Source organism: Nocardioides sp. NPDC004968, assembly GCF_040608935.1.
In the GTDB taxonomy this organism is placed as follows: Bacteria; Actinomycetota; Actinomycetes; order Propionibacteriales; family Nocardioidaceae; genus Nocardioides.
In genome coordinates this window covers 415,104-432,188 of sequence record NZ_JBEXJF010000001.1, presented here as the reverse complement: position 1 = coordinate 432,188, position 17,085 = coordinate 415,104, and the positions used below count along the sequence as shown (strand labels likewise).

The 17,085-nt window shown below is 71.0% G+C and carries 14 protein-coding genes; 2 read left to right on the top strand and 12 right to left on the bottom strand.

Annotated elements, in window-relative coordinates:
* Positions 1 to 21 precede the first annotated feature (21 nt).
* A complete protein-coding gene (gene pepN, locus ABZU72_RS02040) occupies positions 22 to 2,460 on the top strand; it encodes an aminopeptidase N (RefSeq protein ID WP_355017241.1) in 2,439 nt (812 codons plus the stop codon).
* A 57-nt stretch (positions 2,461 to 2,517) separates the two neighbouring features.
* Here the strand turns inward: pepN and ABZU72_RS02035 are convergent, their stop codons facing one another.
* The 7 genes from ABZU72_RS02035 to ABZU72_RS02005 form a co-directional block, all read right to left on the bottom strand.
* Complete coding sequence (locus ABZU72_RS02035) at positions 2,518 to 4,230, bottom strand: CTP synthase (RefSeq protein ID WP_355017240.1); 1,713 nt, start codon at positions 4,228 to 4,230, stop codon at positions 2,518 to 2,520.
* A 14-nt stretch (positions 4,231 to 4,244) separates the two neighbouring features.
* Complete coding sequence (gene steA, locus ABZU72_RS02030; RefSeq protein WP_355017239.1) at positions 4,245 to 6,176, bottom strand: putative cytokinetic ring protein SteA; 1,932 nt, start codon at positions 6,174 to 6,176, stop codon at positions 4,245 to 4,247.
* 170 nt (positions 6,177 to 6,346) lie between these two features.
* Entirely contained in the window at positions 6,347 to 8,110 is a 1,764-nt protein-coding gene (recN, locus tag ABZU72_RS02025) for a DNA repair protein RecN (protein ID WP_355017238.1), read from the bottom strand.
* The gene (locus ABZU72_RS02020; protein WP_355017332.1) at positions 8,103 to 9,029 is read right to left on the bottom strand and encodes an NAD kinase; all 927 of its coding nucleotides are present in this window, start codon (positions 9,027 to 9,029) and stop codon (positions 8,103 to 8,105) included. The genes recN and ABZU72_RS02020 overlap by 8 nt, the downstream gene beginning before the upstream one ends.
* A gap of 148 nt (positions 9,030 to 9,177) precedes the next feature.
* Positions 9,178 to 10,041 (bottom strand): TlyA family RNA methyltransferase, encoded by an 864-nt coding sequence (locus ABZU72_RS02015; RefSeq protein ID WP_355017237.1) that lies wholly within the window; start codon positions 10,039 to 10,041, stop codon positions 9,178 to 9,180.
* 11 nt (positions 10,042 to 10,052) lie between these two features.
* Entirely contained in the window at positions 10,053 to 10,325 is a 273-nt protein-coding gene (locus ABZU72_RS02010) for a hypothetical protein (protein WP_355017236.1), read from the bottom strand.
* On the bottom strand, positions 10,322 to 11,371 hold the full coding sequence (locus ABZU72_RS02005) for an HAD-IIA family hydrolase (RefSeq protein ID WP_355017235.1): 1,050 nt from the start codon (positions 11,369 to 11,371) through the stop codon (positions 10,322 to 10,324). The genes ABZU72_RS02010 and ABZU72_RS02005 overlap by 4 nt, the downstream gene beginning before the upstream one ends.
* A 64-nt stretch (positions 11,372 to 11,435) precedes the next feature.
* Between ABZU72_RS02005 and ABZU72_RS02000 the strand changes: the two genes are divergently transcribed.
* A complete protein-coding gene (locus ABZU72_RS02000) occupies positions 11,436 to 12,596 on the top strand; it encodes a DUF1015 family protein (protein ID WP_355017234.1) in 1,161 nt (386 codons plus the stop codon).
* Here the strand turns inward: ABZU72_RS02000 and ABZU72_RS01995 are convergent.
* From ABZU72_RS01995 to argG, 5 genes are all read right to left on the bottom strand, one after another.
* A complete protein-coding gene (locus ABZU72_RS01995; protein WP_355017233.1) occupies positions 12,593 to 13,012 on the bottom strand; it encodes a single-stranded DNA-binding protein in 420 nt (139 codons plus the stop codon). The two genes, ABZU72_RS02000 and ABZU72_RS01995, sit on opposite strands and share 4 nt — an antisense overlap.
* A gap of 122 nt (positions 13,013 to 13,134) precedes the next feature.
* A complete protein-coding gene (locus ABZU72_RS01990; protein WP_355017232.1) occupies positions 13,135 to 13,704 on the bottom strand; it encodes a DNA-3-methyladenine glycosylase in 570 nt (189 codons plus the stop codon).
* Positions 13,704 to 15,140, bottom strand: a complete 1,437-nt coding sequence (gene argH / locus ABZU72_RS01985) for an argininosuccinate lyase (RefSeq protein WP_355017231.1) — start codon at positions 15,138 to 15,140, stop codon at positions 13,704 to 13,706. The genes ABZU72_RS01990 and argH overlap by 1 nt, the downstream gene beginning before the upstream one ends.
* Positions 15,137 to 15,607 (bottom strand): NUDIX domain-containing protein, encoded by a 471-nt coding sequence (locus tag ABZU72_RS01980; RefSeq protein ID WP_355017230.1) that lies wholly within the window; start codon positions 15,605 to 15,607, stop codon positions 15,137 to 15,139. Before ABZU72_RS01980 ends, argH begins: the two co-directional genes overlap by 4 nt.
* Complete coding sequence (gene argG, locus ABZU72_RS01975; RefSeq protein WP_355017229.1) at positions 15,607 to 17,067, bottom strand: argininosuccinate synthase; 1,461 nt, start codon at positions 17,065 to 17,067, stop codon at positions 15,607 to 15,609. The genes ABZU72_RS01980 and argG overlap by 1 nt, the downstream gene beginning before the upstream one ends.
* Between the last annotated feature and the right edge of the window lie 18 nt (positions 17,068 to 17,085).

Below are 17,085 nucleotides of genomic sequence, written 5' to 3'. Positions count from 1 at the left end.
GCCCGAGGCTACCCTCGGCTCATGTCTGACACCTCCCCCGCCGCCCCTGCCTCACTCACCCAGGAGGAGGCGGCTGCGCGGGCCGCCACGGTCACCGTCGAGCGGTACGACATCTCGCTCGACATGACCGGTCTGCTGGAGGGCGAGACGCTCTCCAGCGTCTCCACGATCACCTTCTCCGCCACCCCGGGCTCGAGCACGTTCGTCGACTGCGTGGCCGAGGTCAGCGCGGCCACGCTCAACGGCACGGAGCTCGACCTCGCCACGATCAGCGCCGGCCGGATCCCGCTCGAGGACCTCGCCGAGACCAACACCCTGGTCGTGACCGCCTCCCAGTCCGACACCGCCTCCTCCGAGGGCGTGCTGCGCACCGTCGACCCCTCCGACGGCAACGTCTACGTGTGGACCTCCTTCGAGCCCGACGACGCTCGTCGGCTGTGGGCCTGCTTCGACCAGCCCGACCTCAAGGCCGTGCACGCGTTCACCGTGACTGCGCCCGAGCAGTGGACGGTGCTCTCCAACTCCGCACCTGCGAGCGTCTCGGACGCGGCAGCCGGCGCGCGGACGTGGGTCTTCGAGGACACTCCCCCGCTCTCGACGTACGTCGTGGTGGTCAACGCCGGGCCGTTCGTCGAGGTCCGCGAGGAGCGCGGCGGCTACGACCTGGGGCTCTACGCCCGTCAGTCGCTGCGCAGCCAGCTCGAGCGGGACCGGGAGGAGATCCTGCAGGTCACCGAGCACGGGCTGGCGTGGTTCGGCACCAAGTTCGGGATGCCGTTCCCGCAGCGTCGCTACGACCAGATCTTCGTGCCCGACATGGGCGGCGCGATGGAGAACTGGGGCGCGGTCACCCACAGCGACGTGTTCCTCTTCCGCACGGCGCCGACCCACGCCGACCGGACCGAGCGCACCAATGTGGTCCTCCACGAGATGGCGCACATGTGGTTCGGCGACCTGGTCACGATGCGCTGGTGGGACGACCTGTGGCTCAACGAGGCCTTCGCCTCGTGGGCGGCCGTGTGGGCCTCGGCCGCGCTCCCCGACCACGCCGACGTGTGGGCCTCGATCGCACTGACCGAGAAGAAGGCGGGCTACGACATCGACGCGACGCCGGCCACCCACCCGATCCGCGGGGTGGTCCCCAGCGTCGACGTCGCGATGGCCAACTTCGACGCGATCACCTACATGAAGGGCCAGGCCGTGCTGCAGCAGCTGCACGCCTACATCGGCGAGGAGGCCTACCTCGCCGGGCTGCAGTCCTACTTCGCCGAGCACGCCTACGGCAACACCGTCCTCGACGACCTGATGGGCGCCTTCGGAACGGCCGCGGGCAAGGATCTCTCCGCCTGGACGACCGCGTGGCTCGATCACGCCGGCACCGACGTGATCACCCTCGCCGACGGCAAGGTGTCGGTCACCAGCCCCGACGGGACCGTACGTCCCCACCGGCTCGACATCGCCTCCTACGACGCCTCCGGTGCCCTGCTCGCCACCACTCCGGTCACGGTGGCGGGCGAGCCCGTCGCGGTCTCGCTCCCCGACGCCGCCGCGCACCTGGTCAACGCGACCGACGTGACCTTCGCGGCGGTGCGCTCGGACGAGGCCAGCGAAGCCTGGCTCGGCCAGAACGCCGGCCTGCTGCCCGACGCGGTGGCACGGGCGGTCGCGGTCAGCAGCGCCTGGACGGCCCTGTTCCGCGGCGACATCGCCGGCCCCGAGGTCGTCTCGCGCGTCCTCTCGGTCCTCGAGAACGAGCGCAACCCGCAGGTCACCGGCGAGTTCCTGAGCATGGCCGTCACCGCTGCCGAGCTGTGGACGGCGCCCGAGCGGGTCGCCGAGCAGCGCGCGCTGGTCGCCGGAGCGGCCGCGGTGCTCGCCGAGGACCCGGCCAACCGCGACACCGCTCTTCGCGTCGTCGCAGCGCACGCCTCCACGCCCGAGCAGCTCGCGCTGGCCGAGGCAGGGGCTAGCGAGGACGTACAGGTGGCCTGGCGGCTGCTCGGCCGGCGCGCCGAGACGGGCGACTACGACGCGGAGGCGGTCGCCGCGCTGGAGGCACGCGACCCGGACCCCGAGTCGTGGGTCAGTGCCCTGGGCGTACGCACCGCGCAGCCGCTCGCGGAGGCCAAGGAGGAGGCCTGGCAGGTGTCCATGATCGAGCGCCGGCTGCCGCGCACCGACGGCGGATACGCGTTGAGCTCGGCGTTCTGGCGGCCGGGCCAGGAGGAGATCCTGGCGCCATACGCCCAGCGCTATCTCGACGCCGTCGCCGCGATCAGGGGTGGCGGGCTGCTCGCCTACGGGCTCCAGCTCCGCTTCTACCCGGTGCATGCCGGTGAGGAGGTCGCCGCTGCCGCACGCGCCGCGTGTGAGGGCGACGCGCTGGTCCCCTTCGTACGGCAGACGGTCATCCGGATGGCCGACGTGCACTCGCGGCAGGTAGCGGCTCGCGCCCTGTGAACCGATGAGCCCCTGGGCCCGGCGCGCGCCGGCCCCAGGGGCTCTGTCAACAGATGCTCAGGCGTCAGCCGTCTCCGGGAGCTCGACCTCGCTGACCTCGCGGCGCAGGTTGGTCTCGTCGATCGGGAACCGCTGCTCCTTCTGGCGGTCGAGGGCCGCCTTCACCAGCCCGGCGAAGAGCGGGTGCGGACGGGTCGGCCGCGAGCGGAGCTCGGGGTGGGCCTGGGTGGAGACGTAGTAGGGGTGTACGTCGCGGGGCAGCTCGACGAACTCGACGAGCTGGTTGTCGGGCGAGAGGCCGGAGAAGACCAGGCCGGCGTCCTCCAGTTGGTCGCGGTAGGCGTTGTTGACCTCGTAGCGGTGGCGGTGACGCTCCTCGATGGAGGTCTCGCCGTAGACCTCGGCCGCGATCGAGCCCTTCTTGAGCTCGGCCGGGTAGAGGCCCAGGCGCATGGTGCCACCGAGGTCGCCCGCGCCCTCGACGTACGCCTTCTGCTCCTCCATCGTCGCGATGACGGGCTCCGGGGTGTCGGCGTCGAACTCGGTGGAGTCGGCCTTCTCCAGGTCGAGCACGTTGCGGGCGTACTCGATGACCATGCACTGCAGGCCCAGGCACAGGCCGAGCGTGGGGATCTGGTGAGCGCGGGTGTAGCTCAGCGCGCCGAGCTTGCCCTCCAGGCCACGGATGCCGAAGCCGCCGGGGACGCAGACGGCGTCGACGTCGTGGAGGTTCTTGGCGGCGCCCTCGGGGGTCGCGCACTCGTCGGAGGGGATCCAGCGGATGTTGACCTTGGCCTCGTTGGCGAAACCGCCGGCGCGCAGCGCCTCGCCGACGCTCAGGTAGGCGTCGGGCAGGTCGATGTACTTGCCGACCAGGCCGATGGTCAGCTCTTCCTTGGGGTGGTGCACCCGGCGGAGCAGGTCATCCCAAAGCGCCCAGTCGACATCGCGGAAGGGCAGGTCGAGCTTGCGTACGACGTAGGCGTCCAGGCCCTCACGGTGGAGCACCTTCGGGATGTCGTAGATGCTCGGGGCGTCGGCGGCGGTCACCACGGCGTCCTCGTCGACGTCGCACATGAGCGCGATCTTGCGCTTGATGCCCTCGGGCAGCTCACGGTCGGCGCGGCACACGATGGCGTCGGGCTGGATGCCGATCTGGCGCAGCGCCATCACCGAGTGCTGGGTCGGCTTCGTCTTGAGCTCCTTGGACGGCCCGATGTAGGGCACCAGGGAGACGTGCACGAAGAAGACGTTGTCGCGGCCGAGGCGCTGGCGCACCTGGCGGGCGGCCTCGAGGAACGGCAGCGACTCGATGTCGCCGACCGTGCCGCCGATCTCGGTGATCACGACGTCGATCTCGGGGCCGTGCATGGCCAGGACCCGCTCGGAGATCTCGTCGGTGATGTGCGGGATCACCTGGACCGTCTCGCCGAGGTAGTCGCCGCGGCGCTCCTTGGCGATCACATTGGAGTAGACCTGCCCGGTGGTCACGTTGGCGTGGCCGACCAGGTCGGTGTCGAGGAACCGCTCGTAGTGGCCGATGTCGAGATCGGTCTCGGCACCGTCGTTGGTCACGAAGACCTCACCGTGCTGGAACGGGTTCATGGTGCCGGGGTCCACGTTGAGGTACGGGTCCAGCTTCTGCATGGTCACGCTCAGACCACGCGACCGGAGCAGGCGGCCGAGGGACGATGCCGTCAGGCCCTTTCCCAATGAGGAGGCGACGCCCCCGGTGACAAAAATGTGCTTGGTCAAGCTCGCCGACTTCATGGGCCTCAATCCTATCAACGCTTCAGCAGGCCACCGAAACCTGACGCACCGAAATCGCCACCTTGTTGACTCATCTGTCGAGCCAGCGCGAGCGGAGCGGCGATCTGACCGGTGGTGGTCTCGATGCCGTCGACCGACGCGAACCAGCCCGGCCAGTCGTTGGCGCGGAGCGCCTCGAGGTCCTCGGAGCCCGTGGGTGCCGTCACGACCAGGCCTTTCGTGGTCGCGCCGAGGCCCTGGACCAGGCCCTCGACCGCGGTCGTGTCCTCGCTGTCCTCACCGAGGACGACCAGGACGAGCCCGGCCGGTCCGGTCGGTCGTCCCTGGGCCTTGACCAGGTCACCGGTGAGCAACGCCACAGCGGCGGTCTTGGCGGGCTGGTCGAACGCTGTGGGCGGCTTCGTGCCGGCGTAGGTCTCCCCGATCACCTGGCCCATCCGCTGATAGGTCGCCTGTTTCGTTTCGCCGCGACCCAGCTGCTTGACCAGCTGGGTGGCCAGGCTGTCGACGTACTGCTTGCGGTCGGGGTCCAGCAGATTCGGTCGTACGTCGAGCACCCCCGTCGTCTCGCCGCCGGCCGCCTCGATGTTGCCGGTGAGCGCTGCGACCGTCTTCTGGTCGGCGCCGGGCATGGTGACGACGGCGACCTTCTGGCCGGTGAGCCTGCCAGGCAGGAGGGCGTCGCCGGCCTCGGCGACGAACTGCGCCTCGGCGCTCTGCTTCGGGTCCTTCGCGGCCTTCGTCTCGCTCTCACCGGAGGTGGGGCTCGCCGCCGTCCCGTCGCCGGCTCTGTTCACGATCCCCGTGCCGATCGCGGTGAGGTCGTGGTCGGCGGCCCAGATGCCGGCGGGTACGCCGATCGCCAGCGCCGTCACCGCGGCCAGGACCGGGAGGACGAGCCGACGGCTGCGGGGCTCCCTGCGGCGCACCGCCCGAACAGCGGACGCGTCGATCAGCGTCGGGCCGAGGGCGAGCCGGGTCAGGTACGTGCCGGCCAGGCCCGGGCGCTGGTCCTCGAGGAAGTCGGTCAGCGTGGTGCTCAGCCCGGCCCCGACCACCAGTGAGGGGTGCTGGGCGTAGGCGACCAGGAGGGCGGCGTCCTCGGGGGCGAGAGCGGACTCGAACCGCTTCGGCTGCACGCCGATCCGGTCGAGGAGCTCGGTGGCGTTCTCGCTCGCGGAGGCGCCGGGCGCGAGGACGACCTCGGCGGCACTGGTGAGCACCTTCGGCTCGGGGTAGCTGTCGGTGTCGGGGCCCAGGACGACCACGGCGTGGCGTACCTGCGTCTTGGTCAGCCTCTTCGCCGCAGGACCCACCGCGATGATCGCCGGGCGCTGCTCGCGCAGGAAGCCGGCGAGGTCGCCGAGGAGCCGGTCCAGGTCGGGATGGTCGGCGACCACCACGACGGGCCGGCCGGCCAGCGGCGTGTCGAGAGGAGGTACGCCGTTGCCGTGCAGCAGCACCTCCTCCTCGCGCTTGAGCAGCTCGCTGCTGTTGTGGGTGAAGAGGTCCAGGTGGGAGCTCAGGCCCCGCTTGGCGTCCTCCAGGTCCTTGTCGAGGGACTCCTGGTCGAGCGCACGACCCGAGGTCAGCAGCTGCTCACCGTCGAAGATCTCGCCGTCGAGGATCCGGGCCTTCCGCCCGTCGACCAACTTCTCCAGCCCCGCCTCACCGATCTTGTCGATCAGCTCGATCCCGGCGTCGGCCAGCGTCTGCGGGCCCCGGTTCGGGTAGCGGCCCGAGACCATCGGCTGGGCGTTGACCACGGCGATCACGCCCTTGGCCACGATCGCCAGTGCGGTGCTCCGGTCCAGGTCGACATGGTCGATGACCGCGATGTCGCCCTCTTTGAGCCGCGGGATCAGGGCCCTGGTCGGCCGCCCCGCGCGGAGCGTGCCGCGGATGCCTGGGAGTACGGAGGGAATCTGGCGAGTAGGCAGTCTCATGTCCCGCCAATCCTCCCCCGTCGCCGGTGCGCGTCCCAGGATCTCCCATCCGGCGAGTCGGTCGTTGTGGCGGCCGAATGCGTACGTTTGGCGGCCGAGTCGGTCGTTGTGGCGTGTGTCGTTCGCCACAACGACCGATTCGGGTCGCCAGAACTGAGGTTTCGGCGGGATCAGACCTTCGCCGCGCGGGCCACCTCGAGGAGCTCGCGGGCGTGCGCGATGGCGGTGTCGGAGGCCGTCAGCCCGGCCAGCATGCGGGAGAGCTCGCGTTCGCGGGACTCGTCGTCGAGGACGGTGAGGCCGGAGCTGGTGACCACGCCGTCGCTGGTCTTCTCGACGGCGACGTGGTGGTCGGCGAAGGCGGCGACCTGGGGCAGGTGGGTGACGACCAGGACCTGGGCGGTGCGGGCGAGGTGGGCCAGACGGCGGCCGATCTCGACCGCGGCGGTGCCGCCGACGCCGGCGTCGACCTCGTCGAAGACGAAGGTCGGGACCGGGCTGGTGGCCGCCAGGACGACCTCGATCGCCAGCATCACCCGGGAGAGCTCACCGCCGGAGGCGCCCTTGTGGAGCGGGCGAGGCTCCGAGCCGGTGTTGGCGGCCAGCAGCAGCTCGACCTCGTCGAGGCCGTTGGAGCCGTAGCGCAGCCAGCGGTGGTTCTTGCCCGAACCGACGTTCAACGGTGCATGCGGCTCGTCCTCGGATGAGGGCGCGTCGGTCTCCTTCTGGCGTACGTCGACCACCAGTCGCGCGTGCGGCATGGCCAGCCCGGTGAGCTCGTCGCTGACCGCCTCGGCCAGGGAGCCGGCGGCGTCGGTGCGAGCGGCCGACAGCGCCATGCCGGCGTCTGCGAGGGCGGCTCGCAGTCGGGTGCGCTCCCCGCGGAGCTCCTCGATCCGGTCGTCGTCGGAGTCGAGCTCGAGCAGGCGCTTGGCGCCGGTCTCGGCCCAGGCGAGCACCTCGTCGATGGTCTCGCCGTACTTCCTGGTCAGCGCGGTCAGCGCCGCGCGGCGCTCGGAGACCACCGAGAGCCGAGCCGGGTCGGTCTCGATCGCGGTCGCATAGGAGGCGACGTCGGCGGCCAGGTCGGAGAGCAGGTAGGAGACCTCGGCGAGGCGGTCGGCCAGGGAGGCGGCGTCGGGGTCGTGGTCGCGGACGCCGTCGAGGGCCTGGCGCGCGGCCGAGATGGCGCCCAGCGCGTCGGGGGCGTCGACCTCCGAGGAGAGCGCCTCGCGGGCCTGCTCGGCGGCGGTGCGCAGCGTGTCGGCGTAGCCGAGCTTCTCCTCCTCCTGGGCGAGCGTGACGTCTTCGCCGGACTCCGGTGAGACCTCCTCGACCTCGCCGAGGCCGAAGCGGAGCAGGTCGGCCTCCTGCGCCCGCTCACGGGCGTGGGTGGTGACCTCATCGAGCTCGCGCTCGACGCCTCGGAGCTCGGCGTGGATGTCGCCGTAGGCGGCGATGAGCTTGTCGACCGCGTCCCCGCCGAAGCGGTCGAGCGAGTCGCGCTGGGCACGCGGCTGCAGCAGCCGGTGCTGGTCGGACTGGCCGTGGACCGCGACCAGCGGTGAGGTCACCGAGCCGAGGGTCGCGACCGGGACGGTCGCTCCCCCGACGTACGCCCTCGCTCGGCCTTCGGCGGCGACGGTGCGGGCCACCAGGACGCGGCCCTCCTCGACCTCTCCCCCGGCCTCCTCGGTCGCCTCGATGACGCCGGGCAGCGACCGGGCGTCAATGACGCCCTCGACCCGGGCCGCCTTCTTGCCCTTGCGGACCGAGCCGGCGTCGCCGCGGCCGCCGAGCAGCAGCCCGAGCGCGGTCACGATCATGGTCTTGCCGGCGCCGGTCTCACCGGTCACCACGGTCAGCCCTGGTCCGAGCTCCAGGGTCGAGGACTCGATGATCCCGAGTCCGGAGATCCTGATCTCCTCAAGCATTCTCGCCTCCGTTCATCCTGAACGGACGCCGTTCCGCGGCGCCTCGCCATCCCTCCACAGACAGTCCGAACTTCCGCACCAGACGATCCGTGAACGGGGCCTGGTGCAGGCGAACGAGTCTGACAGGCTCCACCCCCCGGGTGACCTCGATCCGGGCACCCGGGCCCAGGTCGTAGGAACGCCGGCCGTCGCACCAGAGCACGCCGGCGCCGTCGGCCCGGGAGATGACCTCGACGGCCAGCACCGAGGTCGGCGCGACCACCATGGCCCGCGCGAAGAGCGCGTGGGCGCTGATCGGGGTCAGCAACAGCGCCTCGACGCCCGGCCACACGACCGGGCCGCCGGCGGAGAAGTTGTAAGCCGTCGAGCCGGTCGGGGTCGCACAGACGACGCCGTCGCAGCCCCACCTCGACAGCGGTCGGCCGTCGATCTCGACGACGACCTCGAGCATCCGCTCGCGCGCGGCCTTCTCGACGCTGGCCTCGTTGACCGCGAACGTACGAAAGACCTTCTGACCATCCTCGAAGACGCTGACCTCGAGCGCGAGGCGGTCCTCGGAGGTGTAGCGGCGCTGCACGATCGCCTCGATAGTCGACTCGACGTCGTCGTACTCCGCCTCGGCCAGGAACCCGACGTGTCCGAGGTTGACCCCGAGCACCGGGGTGCGGTGGGGCTGGACGATCTCGGCCGCGCGCAGGATGGTGCCGTCGCCGCCGATGACCAGCGCCAACTCGCAGTCGCGGCTCGCGTCGTCCTCGTCGGCGGCGAGCTCGAGCTGCGGTTCGTACGCCGCCGGGTCGATGCCCAGGTCGGCGGCCTCGCTCGCCAGCACGCGGACCACGATCCCGTGGACCGCCAGCGACTTGGCACAGGCGAGGCCGACCTCACGGGCCTCCTCGCGCCCGGTGTGGATGAGCATGAAGACCCGCCGAACCTCGGCTGGGTCCACAGGCGCTGGGTCCACCTGAGCGGCATCGGCGTCAGTCACGTCGCCACCTCCGTCGCGCGAGCGCCAGAATACGGATGTGGCGACGTGTTGGCCCGATGGCTCACTCGCTGACGCTCGATCACGGATCAACCTTCTCAGACGGCACCGACACATCCCCGGTGGCGGGGCTCTCCAGGCCGCGCTGCTCGCGCACGGCCTCCTCGATCTCCGCCTCGGTGACGGTGGCCTCCCCGCGGCGCAGCCACAGGAAGAACTCGACGTTGCCCGACGGGCCCGGGAGCGGGCTGGTGGTGACCGCGCGTGCGCCCCAGCCGCGTCGCGCGGCGGCCGCGGCGACGGCGTTGACGGCCTCGGCGCGCAGCGCGGGGTCGCGGACCACGCCACCCTTGCCGACCCGGTCCTTGCCGACCTCGAACTGGGGCTTGACCATCAGCGCCAGGTCGCCCTCGGGGCTGGTGACCCCGATCAGCGCGTCCAGGACGAGCTCGAGGGAGATGAAGGAGAGGTCGCCGACGACGACGTCGACGGGTTCGCCGACCACGTCGAGGGAGAGGTCGCGGATGTTGGTGCGGTCGTGGACGACGACCCGCTCGTCCTGCTGCAGCCGCCAGGCGAGCTGGCCGTAGCCGACGTCGACGGCGACGACCTGGCGGGCCTCGTTGCGCAGCAGTACGTCGGTGAACCCGCCCGTCGACGCGCCGGCGTCGAGGCAGCGGCGGCCCTTGACCGAGAGCCCGAGCGGTTCGAACGCCGCGAGGGCTCCGGCGAGCTTGTGCCCGCCGCGAGAGACGAAGTCGGGCCGGTCGGGGTCCTCGGTGACCACGATCGCGACGTCGGTGGTGACGCCTGTGGCCGGCTTGGTGGCCCGGTTTCCCGACACCGTGACCCGCCCGGCGGCGATCAGCTCACTGGCGTGCTCGCGGGACCGGGCCAGCTTGCGCCGGACCAGCTCGGCGTCGAGACGCAGGCGGCGAGGAGGCATGCGCTCGCCTCTCAGGGCTGGTCGGTCGGCTGGGACTCGCCGGACGCCGCGGCGATCCGGGCCATCGCGTCGTGGGCCCCGGTGTCGGGGTCCAGGGCGCGGCGCAGCTCGGTGTGAGCGGCCTCGAAGACCCCGACGTGCTCGGCCAGCGGCAGTTCGTCGAGCCGGTCGAGCGTCTCGAGCACCGCGTCGACGCGGGCGACACCGGTGTGCGGCGCCGTGCCGGCGCCACCCAGCCCGGCCGAGGCCTCAGCCGGAGTCTCGTCGAAATGCTGCTCGCTCATGAGGCTGAGACTACCGTCCCGCCGTCGGCATCCGGGCCAGGCGGCACGGCCTGTGCGCCGATCGTGGCCACCGATCCGGTGGCGTCCAGGTGTGCCCAGGCGCCGGCCGCGGCCACCCGCCACCAGTCGTCGGGTCTCCCTTCGCCGGTGACCTGCAGCTCTCCGTCGCGCACCTCGGCCGTCCAGCCGCCGAGCCGCGCGGTCGTGCCTTCGGTCTCCGGCGCCGAGTGGGTCTCCAGCAGCCCGCCCAGGTCGGCGGAGATGTAGGAAGGCCGCCGATGCGGCTCGGCCGCGACCAGGTCCTCGAGCCCGGTGACCCCGGTGAGCACGAGCAGCGTGTCGATGCCGGCGTTGCGGCCGCCCTCGATGTCGGTGTCGAGCCGGTCGCCGACCATCAGCGGGTGATCGGCTTCGGTGCGCCGGATGGTCTCCTCCAGCAGCGGTCGCGACGGCTTGCCCGCCACGACCGGCTCGACGCCCGAGAAGCGGCGCAGCGTGTCGACCAGGACGCCGTGCCCCGGCGCGATCCCGTAGGCCGCCGGGAAGGTCATGTCGGTGTTGCTGGCGACCCAGAAGAGCCCGTCCTTGATCCGCACGGCCGCGCGCAGGATGTCCTTCCACAGCAGCTCGGGGTTGTAGCCGGTGACGATGGCCTCGGCGTCCTCGTCGACGGCCACCGGCACCAGGCCGGCAGCCTCGAGCGGCTCGCGCAGGCCGGCGGCACCCAGGTTGACGACCTTCGCCCCCGGGGCGAGCCGCTCGGCCAGGACCCGCGCAGCCGCCTGGGCCGAGGTGACCACATCCTCCGCGGTCGCCTCGATCCCCAGGTTGCGGATGTTCTCGGCGACCTTGGCCGGAGGCCGGGCGGCGTTGTTGGTGATGAACGCCAGCCTGAGCCCGGACTCGCGTGCGGCGGCGAGCGACTCGGGGGCGCGCCGGACCGCGGTGCCGCCGATGTAGACCACGCCGTCGAGGTCGAGCATCGCCACGTCATGGGCGGCGGCGAGCGGCTGGGCTGAGCCCTTCAACTGATGGCCGGTCAGCACACGAAGTTCCTTCTCTGGGTCGGGGGTTCGGCGAATGGCACCAGTGTGACCCTACGATGTGCGGATGGACGATACGGGTGTGGTCAGGGCGCCGTACCTCGGGCGTCCGCTGCGCCTGGAGCCGTTTCGAGCGCTCTCGTTGGCCCCTTCACGGATCGGAGACCCGACCTCCGCACGGCTCTACTCCCGCCCCTATCGAGGGGTCGCCTCTCGGATCAGCTCGTGGCTGGCGCGTGGCGATCTGCGCCAGCACCAGGACCTAGCGCTCTACCTCCACGAGTACACCGCCGCCGGGATCACCGTGCGTGGCGTCGTCGGGATCCTCGACGTCTCGCACCGCACCGAGGACCCCGCGGTTGCTGCGGTCATCCCCCACGAGGGCGTACGCACCGCGCAGGCCGAGCAGCTCGCCTCCCGGATGCGGCAGATGCGGGTGCATCCGGCGCCGATCCTGCTCACCTACCACGCTCCCGACGGGATCGCGGCCCTGCTCGACCGGGTGCAGAGTGGCACCCCCGAGGAGCAGTACGACGACCACGGTGGCCAGCACCATCGCGTCTGGGCGATCACCGACGAGGCGCTGATCGGGCAGCTGCGCACCGCATGGGCGGACCAGCAGGCCCTGATCGCCGACGGGCACCACCGCTACGCGGCGTATGCCGAGCTCCAGGGTCTCGCCGAGCCCGGCGACGGCGCCGCGACCGACTTCGGTCTGGCGATGCTGATCGACCAGGACGACACGCCGTTGCAGCTCGGGGCGATCCATCGGGTGCTGGCCGGGGTGAACCTGCGCGATCTACGGGCCGCGGCCGAGTCCGTCGGCGCCGAGTGGACCGCCGGCAGCCGCGACGCCGCCCTGGGCAGGCTCGGACCCGGTGTCATCGTGCTCAGCGACGGCCGGGGCTGGGCGACCCTCGACGCCGACACCGCCAACAGCCCGATCACCGGTGATGTCGGCTATCTGCACGACCGCGTCCTCCCGGAGCTGCGCCGACAGCCGTCGCGAGTGCTGCACGCCCACCAGGTCGACGCTGCGCTGAAGCGGGCCCGCCCGGGCCGGGACGTGGCGGTGCTGTTGGCAGCACCGACCTTCGACACCATCCTCTCCTCCGCCTCGATCGGGCAGCTGCTCCCGGAGAAGGCGACCTCCTTCCAGCCCAAGCCGCACCCGGGCGTGCTCATCCGCCTCCTGGACTCGGCACGGTTGGAGAAGTCGCGCCACTAGCTCGCCTGCCTCGTGGCGGCGGCCGCTCTGCTCACCCGCCTGGCCGACGACACCTCCACCTCGGTCATCGATTGCAGCCTGCCGCCGGTCTTGAAGAACCGGCGACGCAGGGAGCCGTTGACCTCGATGACATCTCCGACCTGCCAGGTCATCGCCGCTCGCCGGACCCGGGCGACCCAGGTGTGACACTCGAGCGCGTCGATCTGCACCCGGCTCCCTCGGCGTTTGTCGCGTGGTCTGTTCACGACCACCCGGAACGCGGTCAGTTGATCCCCGCTCGGCAGCTCCTTCTCCTCAGCGGCCAGCGACAGCCGACCGATCAACCGCACCTCGTTGACCGTCGCCAGCCCGCCGGCCGGCCCCATCCGCTCGCCATCGTCCGGCGATGGCTCCTTCTCTACCCTTGCGACCGTCATCTCGATCACCTCCGACCACCATCCTGATCAGGGGCACCGACAGTTCCGCCCGGGCCTGTGCGGCCTGTGGAGAACCGCGGTCCGAACCGGGCCTGTGGACGGTGATCGGCCCGTCCGGCTAGCTATCGGAGGGCTTTCGCCGGCCGGTAGGGCGAGACGGTCGGGTCATCTGCGACCCAGAACCGCCAGGGACGGTCCGGGGCGAGACGCAGCCCGACGCGCGGCCCGGCCGCGACCTCGATCCCCGCCCACGTCTCGTCCGGCGCCAGGTCCAGCTCGAAGTCAGTCGTCCCGTTCATCGCGAGGTCGATCCCGAGCGCCGAGCAGAGCCGCGCCGGTCCTCGGGCGAGATCGACGTCGCGTACCGGTCCACGTCGCTCCCGGGCGATCTCGATCCCGTCGATGATCTCGCCGGCACGCAGCAGGATCCCCCCGGGCTCACCGTCCGGATGGCAGACGAGGTTCGCGCAATAGTGCATCCCATAGGTGAAGTAGACGTAGAGCCGCCCGGGCGGACCGAACATCACCCGGTTGCGGTTCGTCTCACCCCGGAAGGCGTGCGAGCCGGGATCGTCGGCTGCGTACGCCTCCACCTCGGTCAGTTGCACCTTCACGCCGTCGAAGGACAGCGTCGCCCCGAGGAGCCGCGGAGCGGTCACCTCGGGGCGCTGGTTCAACAGGTTCGCGAGCACTACGAGGGACGGAACCCGGCTGCCTTGGCCCGGAGCTCGGCGAGCTGCTCGGCGACCCGGTCGGGAGCCGTGCCACCTCGGCCGTCGCGGGACGCGACCGAGCCTTCGATAGTCAGCACCAGGCGTACGTCAGGGGTCAGCGCCGGCGAGATCGTGGCGAACTCCTCGTCGGTGAGCGCGTCCAGCTCCACGCCGCGCTTCTCCGCCGCCTGGACGCAGGCGCCGGCGAGCTCGTGCGCGATCCGGAAGGGGGTGCCCTGCCGGACCAGCCACTCGGCGATGTCGGTGGCCAGCGAGAAGCCTTGCGGGGCGAGCTCGGCCATCCGGTCGGTGTTGTACACCAGCGTGGCGACCTGGCCGGTGAAGGCAGGGAGCAGCACCTCGAGGGTGTCCAGGGAGTCGAAGACCGGCTCCTTGTCCTCCTGCAGGTCGCGGTTGTACGCCAGTGGCAGCGCTTTCAGCGTCGTCAGCAGCCCGGTCAGGTTGCCGACCAGGCGTCCGGCCTTGCCGCGGGCGAGCTCGGAGATGTCCGGGTTCTTCTTCTGCGGCATGATGCTCGAGCCCGTCGACCAGGAGTCGTGCAGCGTGACGAAGTCGAACTCCTTGGTCGCCCACAGGATGATCTCCTCGGCGATCCGGCTGATGTCGACCCCGATCTGCGCGCACACGTAGGCGAACTCGGCGACGAAGTCACGCGAGGCGGTCCCGTCGATCGAGTTGGCGCTCGAACCGGTGAAGCCGAGCTCGGAGGCGACCAGCTCGGGGTCGAGGCCGAGCGACTGCCCCGCGAGCGCCCCGGACCCGTAGGGCGAGTCGCACACGACCCGCGCCTGCCAGTCGTTGAGCCGGTCGACGTCGCGCAGCAGCGACCAGGCGTGGGCCATCAGGTGGTGGGAGAGCAACACCGGCTGGGCGTGCTGGAGGTGCGTACGTCCGGGCATGATGCTGGGCCCACCTGGAAGGGCCATATTCGCGTCAGCCTGAGCGGCGAGCGCGTCGATGAGATCGAGCACGAGCCCACGAAGCACCCGCTCGTGGTCGAGCAGATAGCTCCGGAACAGGGTCGCGATCTGGTCGTTGCGCGAGCGCCCGGCCCGCAGCTTGCCGCCGACGTCGGGTCCGATCTCCTCGATGAGGAGCCGCTCCAGCGCGCCGTGTACGTCCTCATCCGAGGCAGCCGGAAGCAGCCGCCCGGCGGTGAACCGGTCGGCGAGAACGTCCAGACCCCGGTGGATCTCGTTCTCCTCGTCACCGGTGAGCAGCCCGGCCGCGCCCAGCGCCTTCGCATGGGCATGGGACCCGGCGATGTCGTAGAGCGCCAGCCGCCAGTCGAACTGCGTCGAGCGCGAGAGCGCCTCGAGCTCCGGCGACGGACCACCGGCGAACCGGCCGCCCCAGAGCTTGCCCTCGTTGGTGGTGTTGGCAGGCGTGGTCACGACTCTCCTCGTACGGCTTTGATGGCGATCTCCATGATGTCAGGAAGTGCGGCCGGCGACGCGGTGCCCTCGGCGCGGAGCTTGTCCGGCGTCCACCAGCCGGCCTGGACGACCGACCCGACCTCGATCGTCTCCAGGTTGGCGAAGCTGATCTCGACCTCACGGTCGAGCGCGAGGGCGAAGTAGGTGTTGTGTCCGCTGTAGTCGACGCCGTTCCAGCTGTACTCGTCGGCGTGGATCTGGACAGGGCCGACCAGCGCCTCGGGCAGGACCCGGATGCCGGCCTCCTCCCACAGCTCCCGCGCCGCGGCGCGTACCGCGTCCTCGCCGGGATCGATGGCGCCCCCGATGCTGGTCCAGTAGGCGCCCCGCGACGGGTTCCCCGGGTCGGTGTCCTGCAGAAGCAGCACCTCGCCGTCGGCGCTGACCGGGAGAACCCGCGCGGACTCGCGGTGCACACGCACCATCAGTCGTTGCCCGCCTCCAGCGCGGCCTCGTCCAGGATCGTGTCGTCCAGGACGGACGCCTCAACCGGGAGAGCGGCCGGGAGCGGCTTGCCGTCGGTGGCGGCGATGCGGTCGAAGCCGCCGGCGGGCAGCTCGCCGAAGAGGGTGCCGTGCTCGACGAGCACCGTTCCCTGGTCCAGGGGATGCCCGGCGTAGATCTCCAGCTTGGAGCGGGAGTCGGCGATGTCGAGGTTGCGCATGGTGAGCTGGCCGATGCGGTCTACGGGACCGAAGGCGGCGTTCTCGACGCGCTCCATGGAGAGCTTCTCGGGGTGGTAGGAGAAGTGGGAACCCTCGGTGTTCAACACGGTGTAGTCCTCGCCGCGGCGCAGCCGAAGCGTGACGGTCCCCGACACCAGCGAGGCGATCCAGCGCTGGATCGACTCGCGCAGCATCAGCGCCTGCGGGTCGAGCCAGCGGCCCTCGTAGAGCAGCCGGCCGAGCTTGCGTCCCTCGTTGTAGTAGTTGGACATGGTGTCCTCGTTGTGCACGGCGTTGAGCAGCCGCTCGTAGGCCGCCCACAGCAGCGCCATGCCCGGCGCCTCGTAGATGCCGCGGGACTTGGCCTCGATGATCCGGTTCTCGATCTGGTCCGACATGCCCAGGCCATGGCGGCCGCCGATCGCGTTGGCCTCGTAGACCAGCTCGACGGGGTCGGAGTAGGACTTGCCGTTGATCGCGACCGGGCGGCCCTCGACGAAGGTCACCGAGACGTCCTCGGTCTCGATGGCGACCGACGGGTCCCAGAACTTCACGCCCATGATCGGCTCGACCGTCTCCAGCGACACGTCGAGGTGCTCCAGGGTCTTGGCCTCGTGGGTGGCGCCCCAGATGTTGGCGTCGGTGGAGTAGGCCTTCTCGGTGGAGTCGCGGTAGGGCAGGTTGTGCGCGACCAGCCACTCCGACATCTCGTGGCGTCCACCGAGCTCGTGGACGAAGTCGGCGTCGAGCCACGGCTTGTAGATGCGCAGCTCGGGGTTGGCCATCAGGCCGTAGCGGTAGAACCGCTCGATGTCGTTGCCCTTGAAGGTCGACCCGTCGCCCCAGATGTTGACGTTGTCGGCCTGCATGGCCCGGACCAGCATGGTGCCGGTCACCGCACGCCCCAAAGGCGTGGTGTTGAAGTACGCACGGCCACCGGAGCGAATGTGGAAGGCGCCGCAGGCGAGCGCGGCCAGGCCCTCCTCGACGAGCTGCGGCTTGATGTCGATAGCGCGGGCGATCTCGGCGCCATAGGCCATCGCACGGTCCGGTACGCCGGAGATGTCGGGCTCGTCGTACTGCCCGATGTCGGCGGTGTAGGTGCACGGCACCGCGCCCTTGTCGCGCATCCAGGCGACCGCGACGGAGGTGTCGAGACCTCCGGAGAAGGCGATGCCGACGCGCTCACCCTTGGGAAGGGAGGTCAGGACCTTGCTCACGAGATGTTGCTCCTTGCT

Coding starts and splice junctions, on each gene's coding strand:
- pepN (WP_355017241.1), top strand. CDS start 22: ATGTCTGACACCTCCCCCGCCGCCCCTGCCTCACTCACCCAGGAGGAG.
- ABZU72_RS02035 (WP_355017240.1), bottom strand. CDS start 4,230: ATGAAGTCGGCGAGCTTGACCAAGCACATTTTTGTCACCGGGGGCGTC.
- steA (WP_355017239.1), bottom strand. CDS start 6,176: ATGAGACTGCCTACTCGCCAGATTCCCTCCGTACTCCCAGGCATCCGC.
- recN (WP_355017238.1), bottom strand. CDS start 8,110: ATGCTTGAGGAGATCAGGATCTCCGGACTCGGGATCATCGAGTCCTCG.
- ABZU72_RS02020 (WP_355017332.1), bottom strand. CDS start 9,029: ATGCTCATCCACACCGGGCGCGAGGAGGCCCGTGAGGTCGGCCTCGCC.
- ABZU72_RS02015 (WP_355017237.1), bottom strand. CDS start 10,041: ATGCCTCCTCGCCGCCTGCGTCTCGACGCCGAGCTGGTCCGGCGCAAG.
- ABZU72_RS02010 (WP_355017236.1), bottom strand. CDS start 10,325: ATGAGCGAGCAGCATTTCGACGAGACTCCGGCTGAGGCCTCGGCCGGG.
- ABZU72_RS02000 (WP_355017234.1), top strand. CDS start 11,436: ATGGACGATACGGGTGTGGTCAGGGCGCCGTACCTCGGGCGTCCGCTG.
- ABZU72_RS01995 (WP_355017233.1), bottom strand. CDS start 13,012: ATGACGGTCGCAAGGGTAGAGAAGGAGCCATCGCCGGACGATGGCGAG.
- ABZU72_RS01980 (WP_355017230.1), bottom strand. CDS start 15,607: ATGGTGCGTGTGCACCGCGAGTCCGCGCGGGTTCTCCCGGTCAGCGCC.